Genomic DNA, 12,366 nt, shown 5'->3' with positions numbered 1-12,366 from the left:
GCGCCGACCGACGTCCCCATGGACGGCTGCCGGCTGGGTTACCGTCACAGCTCGGGGGGAAGATGTCGGCCTCGGGAAGAGAGGTGGACGCGGTGGCGACTCCGAAGGCACGCGCCGGCCGGGCCGCCGCGCTGCACCGGCGGGCCGAGGCCGCGGCGACCGCGGCGGCCGGCATTCTCGACGAGATCCGGCCCGCGCCCGCGGACCACCACCGGCAGTACGAGTTGGCCGAGCGCCTGCGGGCGGCGGCCGAGCGGGTGGCCCCCGGTTGGGCCGGCGCGCCGCTGGAGGCGTTGACGGCCGCCACGCCGCCCGGCGACGGCCCGCCGGCGCGGGTCCGGGTCGGCGTCGCCGCACCCTTGGACGACGCCCGGTTCCCCGCGCTGGTGCCGCTGTTCGGCAGCGGCCACCTGAGCGTCGACGTCGACGCCACGGATCCGCGGCTGGCCGGCCTGCTCCGGGCGCTGCTGCTGCGCCTGTTCGCGGCGACGCCGGCGGGCGCGCTGCTGGCTCGGGCGGTCGACGGGGGCCAGGGTGACACGTTCGCCGGCTTCGCGGCGCTCGCCGACGCGGGCCTGCTGCCGCCGCCCGCCACCGACCTGGCCGGGTGGCATGCGGTGCTGGCCGAGGCGGAGCAGTGGGTGGCCGCCGGGACCGCCCGGCAGCGCGGCCACGATCGCACGCTGCTGCTCGTGGTGGCGTCCCTCCCGGCCGGGGCGACCTCGACCGACCGGGGGCGGCTCGCCGACCTGGCCGACCGGGGGCCGCGCGCCGGCCTGCACCTGGTCGTCGCCGGCTGGCCGACCGGCGATCCGCTGCCCCGGGCCACCCCGCTCGCGGTACGCACCGCCTACGCGCTCGTCGGGGATCCGCCCGGGGCCGGGTTCAGCAGTCCGGGCGCCGAGCCGCCGGGCGGATTGAACTCGCCCGTGTTCGTGGACGACGACCCGCCGGCCGAGTTGGTGACCGAGGTGTGCCGGCGGCTGGCCCGGCAGGTCGAGGACGGTTCCCGGCTGGCCCTGGCCGACCTGCTGCCGTCGGAGGGGGTGTGGACGGCCGGCTCGGTCGACGGGCTCAGCACCACCGTGGGTGACGCGGCCGGGCGGCCGGTGAGTCTCGGCTTCACCGAGCTGACCCCGCACTGGCTGGTGAGCGGCCGGTCGCAGGCCGGCCGGTCGGCGTTCCTCACCGACGCGTTGTTCGGGCTGGCCGCCCGGTACGGTCCGGACGAGCTGGCGCTCTACCTGGCCGATCTGGGCGACGGCGAGTCCTTCGTGGAGTTCCTGCAGACCGAGCGGGACCGGTCCTGGGTGCCGCAGGTCCGGGCCGCCGGGATGGCCGCCGACCGGGAGTACGTCGCGGACCTGTTCGGCGAGCTGGAGGCGGAGTTGCGCCGCCGAGAGGAGGCGTCCCGGCGGGCCGGCGGGCAGCGCTACGCCGAGTTGCGCCAGCACCAGTCACTGCCCCGGATCGTCTGCGTGATCGACAACTTCCCGCTGCTGCTGCGCGAGCGGGACCGGCTCGCCGGCGACCTGCTGGCCCGGCTGGACGCGTTGGCCCGGGCCGCCCGCTCGTACGGGATCCATCTGGTCCTGGCCGGCGAGGGCGACCTGGGCATCGGTGGCCCACGCGATCCGCTGCTCGGGCAGTTCCCGGTGCGGGTGGCGCTGCCCGGCGGCGCGGCGGTGCTGGAGCCGGCGAACGACTCGGCGGCCGGCCTGCCGGTGGGCAGCGCGGTGGTCAACACGGCCGGTGGGCTGGGCGGTCCGCGCGGCGCGACCCGGGGTCACGAGCGGATGATCCGTTTCCCGGACCCGTACGGGGATCCGGAGGTGCTCACCGAGCTGCGGCGGCGGCTCTGGTCGGCGCGGCCGGAGGGGTCCGTCCCGCCGGTGGTGTTCGCCGGTTACGCCCGCCCGCTGCTCGCCAACGATCCGCGGCACCGGGCCGCGTTGGCCGGTCGGGTCCACGCGCCGGCCGCGCTGCTGGGCCGTGCGGTGGACGTCCGGCGCAGCACGGTGGCGGTGCCGCTCGGCCCGGCCGCCGGGCGGAACCTGGCCGTGCTGGGCCGGAACGAGGAAGCGGAACGGCTGCTGGTCACCGCGGTGCGCAGCGCGGCGGCGGCGCAGCCGGAGCCGGGGCGGTTCGTGCTCGCGCCGCTGGCGAACGGGTCGGCCGAGCCGGCCGGTGCGCTCGCCGCCGAGTTGGCCGGGCGGCACCGGGTGGAGACGGTCGACGCGGCCGGGTTGCGGGCGGCCGTCGAGTCGGGTGAGCCGGGTTACCTGGTGGTGTTCGGCGCGGACGTGCCGGATGCCACCGAGCTGCCGCCGGAGCTGCTGCGGTCGCTGCTGCTGGAGGGGCCGCCGGCCGGCCGGCACCTGCTCGGCTGGTGGCGGAGCCCGGCACCGCTGGCCGGGCTGCTCGGCCCGGAGGGCGAGGTGGACAAGCTCACCGCGGTGGCGGTCACCGACGTGCCGGCGGGCCGGCTGGAGCGGCTCTTCGACCGTCCGGTGTGGTGGCAGCCCCGCCCCGGTCGCGCGGTGCTGTGGGACGGCCCGGAGGAGCAGGGCACGGTCTTCGTGCCGTTCGGCGCCGAGGGGGCGAGCCGGTGAGCGAGACGGGTACGGCAGTGCCGGGGCCGCGGGTCGGCGACCCGACGGTGGCGGTGGACCCCGCCGAGTCGGCCTGGGCGGAATATGTCGCGGCCGCGCGGCAGCTCGACGGCGTACGCCGGTCCGCGGCGACCGCCGCCGGGGAGCAGGCCCGGTCGGTGGCGGCGGCCCGTGAGGAGCTGACCGGGGTACGCGAGCGGTTGGCGTCCCAGCAGTCGCGGCTACGCGATCTGGGGGTGCCGGCGATCTCCCTGGTCCCGACGCCGCCGGAGGTGACCGAGGCGGCCCGGTCGATGGCGGGTGGGCCGTCCGCCGTGCTGGCGGCGCTGCGCGCGGCCCGTGGCTGGGCCGACGCGGCGGACGACACGCTGTCCGCGCGCGGCCTGCCCCGGCTGGCCCGCTGGCCGTCCCGGCCACGCAACCTGCTGGTGTACGGGCCGGTGGCGCTCGTGGTGCCGCTGCTGCAACTTCTCCTCTACGCGGTCGCCGGCCCGGGCCCGGTGACCGTGCTGGCGCTGCTGGTGGGGCTGCCGCTGCCGGCTGTCGCGTTCATGCTGGGCTGGCTCGTGGTGGGGCGGGTCTTCCGCCCGCGCCCGACCGACCGGGTGGACCGGACGCCCCGGTTCGGCGCCCTGGTGTGCCTGGTCCCGGCGGTGCTCACGGCCGCCGGTCTGCTGCTGGCCGTGCTGCCGGGCTGACCGTCCGGAGACGGCGACGGCCGCGCCTCCGCCGGTGGGGAGCGCGCGGCCGTGGGAGCCGTCGGGTCAGCGGTGCATGATCAGGGCCATCGCCTCGGCGCGCGACTTGGCGTCGTTCTGCAGGCCACCGCGGACCGCGGAGGTGATGGTCTTGGCGCCGGACTTCTGGATGCCCCGCATGGCCATGCACATGTGCTCGCACTCGAGCACCACGATGACGCCGCGCGGGGCGAGGCTGGACATCAGCAGGTCGGCGATCTGCGAGGTGAGCCGCTCCTGCACCTGCGGCCGGCGGGCGAACACCTCGACCAGCCGGGCCAGCTTGGACAGGCCGGTGATCCGGCCGTCCGGGCCGGGGATGTAGCCGATGTGCGCGCTGCCCCGGAACGGCAGCAGGTGGTGCTCACAGAGGCTCATCACGTCGATGTCCCGGACGAGCACCAACTCCTCGTGGTTGGCCTCGAAGGTGGTGCGGAGCACCTGCGTCGGATCGACGCGCAGGCCGGCGAAGAGTTCGGCGTACGCGCGAGCGACCCGGGCCGGGGTCTGCTGGAGGCCGTCGCGGTCGGGGTCCTCGCCGACCGCGATGAGGATCTCCCGGACGGCCTTCTCGATCCGGCCGAGGTCGACGCTCTCCTCGACCGGGCCACCGGTCAGCTTGCCGCTGATCAGGCGCGCGGCCACGTAGTCGAGGGCGTCGTCCCCGTCGGGCTCGGTCGCGGAAACGGCCGGCTCCCGGTGGGGGGAGCCGGCCGTCGGGTCGCTGCTCAGTGCGTACCGTCCGAGTTGTTGCTGGATCCGCCGACCGAGATGCCGTCGGCCGTCGCCTGCTTCTGCAGCGCGTCCTTCTCGGCCGGGGTGAGCACCGGCGGCTCGGTGGAGGGCTGGCGCTTGCCGAAGCCGTGGTAGGGGGCCATCGGCGGGCGCTTGACCACCCGGGCGGCGATCCGCGCCATGTCGGCGGTGGAGAGGGTCTCCTTCTCCATCAGCTCCAGGACCATGGTGTCCAGCACGTCCCGGTATTCCACCAGGATCTCCCAGGCCTCGTCGTGGGCCAGCTCGATCAGCGCGCGCATCTCGCTGTCGATCTCGGCGGCCACCGAGTCGGAGTAGTCCCGCTCGTGACCCATGTTGCGGCCGAGGAACGGCTCGTCGCCGCTGGTGCCGTACTTGATCGCGCCGAGCTTGGAACTCATGCCGTACTGGGTGATCATCGCGCGGGCCAGTTGGGTGGCCTTCTCGATGTCGTTGCCGGCGCCGGTGGTCGGCTCGTGGAACACCAGTTCCTCGGCCGCCCGGCCGCCCAGCGCGTACGCCAGGGTGTCGATCATCTCGGCCCGGGTCTGGGTGTACTTGTCCTCGGTGGGGAGGACCAGCGTGTGCCCCAGCGACCGGCCGCGGGACAGGATCGTCACCTTGTGCACCGGTGCGGCGTGCGGCAGCGCCCAGGCGACCAGCGCGTGCCCGCCCTCGTGGTAGGCGGTGATCTTCTTTTCCTGGTCGCTCATCACCCGGGTGCGGCGCTGCGGGCCGGCGATCACCCGGTCGATCGACTCTTCGAGCGAGTCGTTGGTGATCGCCCGCTGCTCCTTACGCGCGGTGAGCAGCGCGGACTCGTTGATCACGTTGGCCAGGTCGGCACCGGAGAAGCCCGGGGTACGCCGGGCGACCGCGTCGAGGTCGACGTCGGGCGTGAACGGCTTGCCCTTGGCGTGCACCCGCAGGATGGCCTTGCGGCCCTCCATGTCGGGGGCGTCGACCGGGATCTGCCGGTCGAACCGGCCCGGACGCAGCAGCGCCGGGTCGAGGATGTCCGGCCGGTTGGTGGCGGCGATCAGGATGACGCCACCCTTGGTGTCGAAGCCGTCCATCTCGACGAGGAGCTGGTTGAGGGTCTGCTCCCGCTCGTCGTGGCCGCCACCCATGCCGGCGCCCCGGTGCCGGCCGACCGCGTCGATCTCATCGACGAAGACGATCGCCGGGGCGTTCGACTTGGCCTGCTCGAACAGGTCACGGACCCGGCTGGCACCGACACCGACGAACATCTCGACGAAGTCGGAGCCGGAGATGGAGTAGAACGGCACCCCGGCCTCGCCGGCCACGGCCCGCGCCAGCAGCGTCTTACCGGTGCCGGGCGGGCCGAAGAGCAGCACGCCCTTCGGGATCTTGGCGCCCAGGGCCTGGTATTTCGCCGGGTTCTGCAGGAAGTCCTTGATCTCGTGCAGTTCCTCGACGGCCTCCTCCGCCCCGGCCACGTCCGCGAAGGTGGTCTTCGGCGTGTCCTTGGTGATCATCTTCGCCTTGGACTTGCCGAAGTTGAGCACCCGCGAGCCGCCGCCCTGCATCTGCGACATGAAGAACAGCAGCAGGAGCACGAGCAGCGCGATGGGAAGGAGGTTGACCAGCAGGCTGACCCAGATGCTGTCCGACGACACCTTGGTGTCGACCGCACCGGTGATCCGGTCCGCCGCCTCGGCCTCGCGGACCTGGTTCCAGACCTGGCCGCCGACCTCGTACGGGAACTGCGCCTCGATCTTGTCGGTGGTGGTGTCGTCGAACTTGGCCTTGTCCTTCAGGTCGAGCTGGAGCGTCTGCTCCTTGTCCTGGAAGACGACCTTCTCGATGCCACCGGAATTGAGCTGGTCGAGCGCAACGGATGTGTCCACCCGGTGGTAGCTGGGACCAGCGGTGAACAGTTGACTGAGCACAACGGCGCCGAGGATGACCAGGATGATCCAGACCACCGGTCGGCGGAAGAAACGCGTACGTTCCATGCTGTCGTCGGGCACCGAGGCGCCCGCATCCTCCTGATCGACGTCCTGACCGTCTGAATGGTGTCGCCGCCTCGGGCGGCGGCCGGAGCCGCCGTGCGGGCCGGCCCGACCCCCGGGGCGCGCGAACTGCCGCACCACGGTCATTCGACGGTACACCGTATGGGCGAGGTGTGAGCTTGCGAGCCCGGCACTTACGCGTACGGCGAACCAGGGTTCGAGCCGGCGTGGCGGGGAGCTCCGCACCCGACCCGCCCATGCCGCACGGTCTTGCGGCTCGAGGGGTCGGGCGTGGAGGGTGCCTCCACGTCACCGGCCCCTACCGTAGACCGAAAGACTGAGAGCCCGCTGAACGTCCGCTGACGAGCGGCCCGCCGGCGCTCAGGCGCGCGCGTAGACCTCGGGCTTGAGCACCCCGACGTAGGGCAGCTCGCGGTAGCGCTCGCCGAAGTCGAGGCCGTAGCCGACGACGAACTCGGTCGGGATGTCGAAGCCGACGTACTTCACCGGAACCTGCACCTTGACCGCGTCCGGCTTGCGGAACAGGGCAACCACCTCGACGCTGGCCGCGGAGCGGGACTCGAGGTAGCGCAGCAGCCAGGAGAGGGTCAGGCCGGAGTCGACGATGTCCTCGACGACCACCACGTGCCGGCCGGCGATGTCGCGGTCCAGGTCCTTGAGGATGCGCACCACGCCGGAGGAGGTGGTGCCCTGGCCGTACGACGAGACGGCCATGAACTCCAACTCGGCGGGCGGGCCCTGGCGGCCCAGCGCGCGGGCGAAGTCGGCCATGAACATGACCGCGCCCTTGAGCACGCAGACGAGCAGGAGGCCGTCCTCGACGTGCGCGTAGTCCGCCGAGACCTGCTTGGCCAGCTCCGCCGTCTTCTCGCGGATCTGCGCCTCAGAGATGATCACGTGATCGATATCGGCGTCGTACCAGGAGCCGTCAGCCATGCTCCTAGCCTGCCGTACGCCGGATGGCCTCCGTCGGCGGGGCCGCCCCTTTTGGCGCGGTCCCGCCGGGAATTTTCGGCGCGAACGAAACAAATCACCTCAGCAGGTACGGGAGCGCCAGCGCCGCCCGTCCTCGGTCGGCTTCCAGTCGGCCGAGTCGCGGGTGTCGGCGGTGAGCCCGAGGGCACTGGCCCCGACGAGCAGGAGCAGGAAGAGCAGGAGCAGCAGAACGGTCATGGCGGCGCTCGCTTTCACATGGTTGAGACTGTTTTCGCCGCCGGTGCGCACCGGACACCCCCAAGCCTGCGGCCCGCCGTCCGCTGCGGACAGTGGCAGGAATGACCGCGATCATCGATTTCCTGCCACCACTGGGGTTACCCTCGTCACATGCTGCGTACCGTCGCCGTCCTCGCGATGGACCGGGTGGCCACGTTCGAGCTGGGCGTGTTCGCGGAGGTCTTCGGCACCGACCGCACCGACGACGGCTTCCCCGCCTACCAGTTCCAGGTCTGCACGCCCGGGGGCCGCGCGGTGCGCACCTCCTCCGGCTTCCACCTCCAGCCGCACGCCGACCTGGCGCCGCTCGAGAAGGCCGACCTCGTCGCGGTGCCCGCGCACTTCAGCGGCGTCACCGTGCCCGGCGACGAGGACATGGACGCGATCCCGGCCGAGGTGCTGGCGGCGCTGCGACGGGCCGCGGCGCGCGGCGCGTACGTGCTGAGCGTCTGCTCCGGCGCGTTCGTGCTCGGCGCGGCCGGTCTGCTCGACGACCGGGAGTGCACCACCCACTGGCTCTACGGCGACGAGCTGCAGCGCCGCAACCCCCGGGCCCGGGTCCGGTGCAACTCGCTCTACGTGCCGGACGGCCGGCTGCTGACCAGCGCCGGCACCGCCGCCGGGATCGACGCCTGCCTGCACCTGGTCCGCCAGGAGCACGGCTCGGCCGTGGCCACCCGGCTGGCCCGACGGATGGTGGTCCCGCCGCACCGCGACGGCGGCCAGGCCCAGTACGTCGAGGCGCCCATCCCGACCGCGCCGGAGGCGCTCACCCTCGAACCGGTGCTGGAGTGGCTGATGGGCCACCTGGACCGCGGCGTCACCGTGGACGAGCTGGCCGCCCGGGCCCGGATGGCCCCGCGCACCTTCGCCCGCCGGTTCCGCGCCGAGACCGGCACCACGCCGCACGCCTGGCTGACCAACCAGCGGGTGCTGCTCGCCCGGCGGCTGCTGGAGGACACCCCGCTCAGCGTGGAGAGCGTCGCCGACCGGGCCGGCTTCGGTGACGCGGCGGCGCTGCGGCACCACTTCACCCGCCGGGTCGGCACCACGCCGCACGCCTACCGGACCACGTTCCGGGAGCGCGCCGACGCCTGACCGGCGCCCGGGAAGAGCGCAGAGCGGGGCCCCCGCCTATACCGGAGGCGTCAAGCGGGATCCCCGCCTTGCACCAGGCGACCCGAGTGGCGGCGTACCGGCAGGCCGCCGGGCAGGTGCGTCGGGCCCTGCCCGCGCCAGTCGGTGACCAGGGCGTCGAGCGCCGCCACGTGGCGGTGGGACAGGTCGGCGGGCGCGGCACCCACCTCCCGCGCCCAGGCGTGCAGCACCCGGGTACGGACCGCGTCCGGCAACCCGGCCAGCCCGTCCACCGAGAGCCCGCCGCCGGCGGCCCGGACCTCGTCGAGCGCGGCGGCGGCCAGCGCGTCCAGCGCGGCCACGTCGGCGGCGAGCAGGCGGGCGGTCCGGGCCAGGTTCGCCACCACCCCCGGCCCGAGCGCGTCGACGAGCGCCGGCAGCGCCTCGGCCCGGACCCGGGCCCGGGCGTACGCCGGGTCGGTGTTGTGCGGGTCGGTCCACGGCGCCAGCGCGAGCGCGGCGCAGGCCGCCCGGGTGTCGGACCGCGCCACGTCGAGCAGCGGACGCAGCAGCGGCACCCCGTCCAGGTCCCGCCGCTCCGGCATCCCGGACAACCCGCGCGGGCCCGCGCCGCGCGCCAGCGCGAGCAGCACGGTCTCGGCCTGGTCGTCGCGGGTGTGGCCGAGCAGCACCCCGGCCGCGTGGTGGCGCCGGGCCGCCGCGACCAACGCCTCGTAGCGGGCCGTCCGGGCGGCCGCCTCCGGGCCGCCGGAGCGGCCCGCCACCCGCACCGGAAGCACCTCGACCGGGTCGAACCCGGCAGTACGGGCCCAGCCGGCGACCGCCTCGGCCCGCTCGGCCGAGCCCGGTTGCAGGCCGTGGTCGACGGTCAGCAGGCCGGCCGGGCGGCCGAGCCGTGGCGCCACGAAGGCGGTGGCCGCGGCCAACGCCAGCGAGTCGGGGCCGCCGGAGCAGGCCACCAGCACGGGTCCGGCCGCGGGCAGCCCGGCCAGCAGCCGGCGCACGGCGAGCCGCACGGCGGCGACGGCCGGCGCCGGCGCCGGCGTGACCGACGTCGGCGGGCCCGCCGCAGCCGGCGCGGCCGGTTCAGCCGGCGGTCGGGGTGGCACCGGCGGGCCCGTGCACCCGGGACACCCAGGCCTCCGGGTCGCCCAGCTCGTCGAGCCGGGGCAGGGTGAGCGGGGACGAGAAGATCTTGTTGAAGCCGGCCATGCCGACCCGCTCCACCACGCCGTGCACGAACTTGCGCCCCTCGGCGTACTGGCGCATCTTGACCTCGACGCCGAGCAGCCGCCGGATCGCCTTCTCCAGCGGGTTGCCGGACTCCCGGCGGCGGTTGAACGCCGCCCGGATCGACTCGACGCTGGGGATGACCGCCGGACCGACGCCGTCCATCACGAACTCGGCGTGCCCCTCCAGCAGCGTCATCAGCGCGGTCAGCCGGTCCAGCACGGCGCGCTGTGCCGGGGTCTGCACGATGTCGAGCACGCTGGCGCGGCTCTCCGGGTCCTTGACCGCGTCGGAGAGCGTGGCCACGCCGCGACGCAGGCGCTCCAGCAGGTGCTCACCGCCCTGCGAGGCGTCGACGAACGCCTGCACCTCGCCGAGGAAGTAGGCGCGCATCCACGGCACGGCGGTGAACTGGGTCCGGTGGGTCACCTCGTGCAGGCAGACCCACAGCCGGAAGTCACGCGGGTCGGCGCCGAGCTTCCGCTCCACCTCGACGATGTTCGGGGCCACCAGCAGCAGTTGGCCGGGGTCGCCGGCGAAGACCTCGTACTGGCCGAGCACCCGGCCGGACAGGTAGGCCAGCACGGTGCCGGCCTGCACGCCGGTGAGCCGGGAGCCGATCGCCTCGGTGAGCGCGCCCGGCCGCTTGTCGCCGGAGAGCCGCTCGACCAGCGGGGTGATCACCTCACGCAGCCCGGCGATGTTGGCCGCCGCCCAGTCCCGGCGGTCGACCACGCGCACCGGCGGGTGCGCCACCTGGGCCCGCAGGCCGGTGTGGTCGGCCACGTGACCGGCGGCCTCCTCGGTCAGCCGGCGCAGGTCGCCGACCACGTCGGTGGCCTCGGTGTACGACACCCGGGGGCCCGACTTGCTCAGCGCCCCCGCGGTGGCGGCGGCCAGATCCCAGTCCACGAACTGCGCCATGAACCCACCGTACCCGCGCCGCGACACCCCCACCCGGGCTCGCGCCGGCCGATCGACGCCCGTCGGTCAGCGGCAGCCGCAGCCGGCCAGCGCGGACGTGATCCGGTCGAGCGCCTGCCGGGTCTCGTCGAGCGAGCCCTGCGTCCGGTCGGTGAGCACGGCGAACGTGAGCAGCCGGCCGTCCGCGGTGGTCACCGTCCCGGCGATGGCGTTCACCCCGCTCAGCGTGCCGGTCTTGGCGCGTACCACGCCGGCCCCGGTCCGGGTGGCGTCCGCCCGGTAGCGCTCGTCCAGCGTGCCGGACCAGCCGCCCACCGGCAGGCCGCCGAAGATCGCGGCCAGCTCCGGGTGACTCCCGTTCCCGGCGAGCGTGATCAGGTCGGTGAGCAGCGACGGGCTGATCCGGTTGGTGCGGGACAGGCCACTGCCGTCGGCCAGGCTGATCTCACCGGCCGGCAGCCCCAGCCCGCCGAGCACCTCGTCGGTCGCCGCCGCGCCCCCGACGAAGGAACCGGGCTTGCCCTTGGCCAGCGCCACCTGACGGGCCATCGCCTCGGCGATCACGTTGTCGCTGTCGCTGATCATGATGTCGACCTGCCGGATCACCGGCAGCGACTCGACAGTGCCCAGCTCGGCGCCGGGCTGGCCCGCCGCTCCGGCGGCCGGCGCGGTCCCCCGCGTCACCTGCGCGGCGCTCCCGGCGAGCCCGAGCAGCTTCGCGAACTGCCGGCCGGCGGTCAGGTCCGGCTGGGGCACCCGGTCGGCGGCGTGGTTGGTCTCCTCGGCGGTGCGCCGGGCCTGCGCGGGGTCCTTCCGGGCGCCGTCGGTCATCAGGGCCGTGATCGCCGCGCCGAACCCGCCGGTGGGGATGTCCGCGTCCCAGCCGGGCTCGAAGACCGGGCCGCTGAACAGCGACGAGTCGACGATCACCTTGGTCGGGGCGGTGCCGCCAAGCGCGGCGCGCACCTGACCGGCAAGATCGTCCAGCCGGGCCGCGCCCGGGTAGAAGGCGTTCTTCCGGTCCACCGCGAGGGTCGGGTCACCGCCGCCGACCAGGACCACCTCGCCCGGGTTGGCGCCGGCCACCGCCCGGGTGGGGATCCGGTGGGCCGGGCCGCGTGCGGAGAGCACCGCGACGGCGGTGGCCAGCTTGGTCACCGAGGCGGGCACGGTCGGCGTGTCCGGTCCGCTGCCGTAGAGCGCCTGGCCGGTGGTCACGTCCGCCACCGACACGTTCACCCGGTCGCCGAGCGCGGCGGCGCGCACCAACGGATCCAGGACGGCGCGGATGCCGGCCCCGGAGGGCAGCGGCGCGTTCGCGTCCGGACCGGCGAGCACCGCCGGCGGGTCGGGCTCGGGCGGCGCGGCGGCCGCGCCGGACGGGGTGGCCCCGCCGCCCAGCCAACCGGCGACCGGGCCAGGCCGGAGCACGGCCAGCCCGGCCGTGGCGAGGACGAGCACCAGCACCGTGGCGAGCACCGCGACCAGCCGGGCCCGGCGGCGCGGACCGGCGGCCGGTGCGGGGGGCGGCGGTGGGGCCGTTCCGACCGGCGGGACGGGCGGGCTCACCGGGATCGGGGCCGGCCAGTTCCCGGGGCGCGCCCGGTCGTCAGGGCGGCCGACGCGGGCCGATCCGGTGGCAGGGGCGCCACGGTGGGTGACGTTGGCGCCGGGGACGGACACCCGGCCGGTGGCGCCGGCGGGACCGGAACCGAATCCGGCGGACCGCCGGCCGTCAACCCCCTCGGGGCGGTAGTGTGAATCTTCCCTCCCCACGGCCCCCTCCTCCCCCGCTCGAAA

At 74.9% G+C, this 12,366-nt stretch carries 10 protein-coding genes; 3 read left to right on the top strand and 7 right to left on the bottom strand.

Annotation, left to right across the window (positions count from 1 at the left end; all coding sequences use genetic code 11):
- The first annotated feature begins 83 nt into the window (after positions 1–83).
- Complete coding sequence (locus tag O7618_RS27695) at positions 84–2,612, top strand: FtsK/SpoIIIE domain-containing protein (protein WP_278109082.1); 2,529 nt, start codon at positions 84–86, stop codon at positions 2,610–2,612.
- Entirely contained in the window at positions 2,609–3,310 is a 702-nt protein-coding gene (locus tag O7618_RS27690) for a hypothetical protein (protein WP_278109081.1), read from the top strand. Before O7618_RS27695 ends, O7618_RS27690 begins: the two co-directional genes overlap by 4 nt.
- 66 nt (positions 3,311–3,376) lie before the next feature.
- Here the strand turns inward: O7618_RS27690 and folE are convergent, their stop codons facing one another.
- The 4 genes from folE to O7618_RS27670 form a co-directional block, all read right to left on the bottom strand.
- Positions 3,377–3,994 carry a GTP cyclohydrolase I FolE gene (gene folE, locus O7618_RS27685; RefSeq protein WP_278109080.1) on the bottom strand — a complete coding sequence of 206 codons (618 nt, stop codon included), beginning with the start codon at positions 3,992–3,994 and terminating at the stop codon, positions 3,377–3,379.
- Positions 3,995–4,077: 83 nt separating this feature from the next.
- Positions 4,078–6,084, bottom strand: a complete 2,007-nt coding sequence (ftsH, locus tag O7618_RS27680) for an ATP-dependent zinc metalloprotease FtsH (RefSeq protein WP_278109079.1) — start codon at positions 6,082–6,084, stop codon at positions 4,078–4,080.
- 378 nt (positions 6,085–6,462) lie between these two features.
- Positions 6,463–7,038: a hypoxanthine phosphoribosyltransferase gene (gene hpt, locus O7618_RS27675; RefSeq protein ID WP_091070183.1), complete on the bottom strand. Its 576-nt coding sequence runs from the start codon at positions 7,036–7,038 to the stop codon at positions 6,463–6,465.
- A 99-nt stretch (positions 7,039–7,137) separates the two neighbouring features.
- On the bottom strand, positions 7,138–7,275 hold the full coding sequence (locus tag O7618_RS27670; RefSeq protein WP_278109077.1) for a hypothetical protein: 138 nt from the start codon (positions 7,273–7,275) through the stop codon (positions 7,138–7,140).
- Between the two features lie 150 nt (positions 7,276–7,425).
- Between O7618_RS27670 and O7618_RS27665 the strand changes: the two genes are divergently transcribed.
- Positions 7,426–8,412 carry a helix-turn-helix domain-containing protein gene (locus O7618_RS27665; protein WP_278109075.1) on the top strand — a complete coding sequence of 329 codons (987 nt, stop codon included), beginning with the start codon at positions 7,426–7,428 and terminating at the stop codon, positions 8,410–8,412.
- A gap of 50 nt (positions 8,413–8,462) precedes the next feature.
- Here the strand turns inward: O7618_RS27665 and tilS are convergent, their stop codons facing one another.
- The 3 genes from tilS to dacB all read right to left on the bottom strand — a co-directional run bounded on the left by tilS (position 8,463) and on the right by dacB (position 12,054).
- On the bottom strand, positions 8,463–9,428 hold the full coding sequence (gene tilS / locus O7618_RS27660) for a tRNA lysidine(34) synthetase TilS (protein WP_278109074.1): 966 nt from the start codon (positions 9,426–9,428) through the stop codon (positions 8,463–8,465).
- Between the two features lie 70 nt (positions 9,429–9,498).
- Positions 9,499–10,566, bottom strand: a complete 1,068-nt coding sequence (locus tag O7618_RS27655; protein ID WP_278109073.1) for a zinc-dependent metalloprotease — start codon at positions 10,564–10,566, stop codon at positions 9,499–9,501.
- A 66-nt stretch (positions 10,567–10,632) separates the two neighbouring features.
- The gene (gene dacB / locus O7618_RS27650; protein ID WP_278110172.1) at positions 10,633–12,054 is read right to left on the bottom strand and encodes a D-alanyl-D-alanine carboxypeptidase/D-alanyl-D-alanine-endopeptidase; all 1,422 of its coding nucleotides are present in this window, start codon (positions 12,052–12,054) and stop codon (positions 10,633–10,635) included.
- Between the last annotated feature and the right edge of the window lie 312 nt (positions 12,055–12,366).

Origin of the sequence: Micromonospora sp. WMMD980 (assembly GCF_029626035.1) — a bacterium.
In the GTDB taxonomy this organism is placed as follows: domain Bacteria; phylum Actinomycetota; class Actinomycetes; order Mycobacteriales; family Micromonosporaceae; genus Micromonospora.
Note: the sequence above shows the minus strand (reverse complement) of the source record. Positions and strands in the feature narration are given on the sequence as shown.

Excerpts from the sequence above, each read along its gene's own strand:
- ftsH (WP_278109079.1), bottom strand. The coding sequence starts at position 6,084 with ATGGAACGTACGCGTTTCTTCCGCCGACCGGTGGTCTGGATCATCCTG.
- hpt (WP_091070183.1), bottom strand. The coding sequence starts at position 7,038 with ATGGCTGACGGCTCCTGGTACGACGCCGATATCGATCACGTGATCATC.
- O7618_RS27670 (WP_278109077.1), bottom strand. The coding sequence starts at position 7,275 with ATGACCGTTCTGCTGCTCCTGCTCTTCCTGCTCCTGCTCGTCGGGGCC.
- O7618_RS27665 (WP_278109075.1), top strand. The coding sequence starts at position 7,426 with ATGCTGCGTACCGTCGCCGTCCTCGCGATGGACCGGGTGGCCACGTTC.
- O7618_RS27655 (WP_278109073.1), bottom strand. The coding sequence starts at position 10,566 with ATGGCGCAGTTCGTGGACTGGGATCTGGCCGCCGCCACCGCGGGGGCG.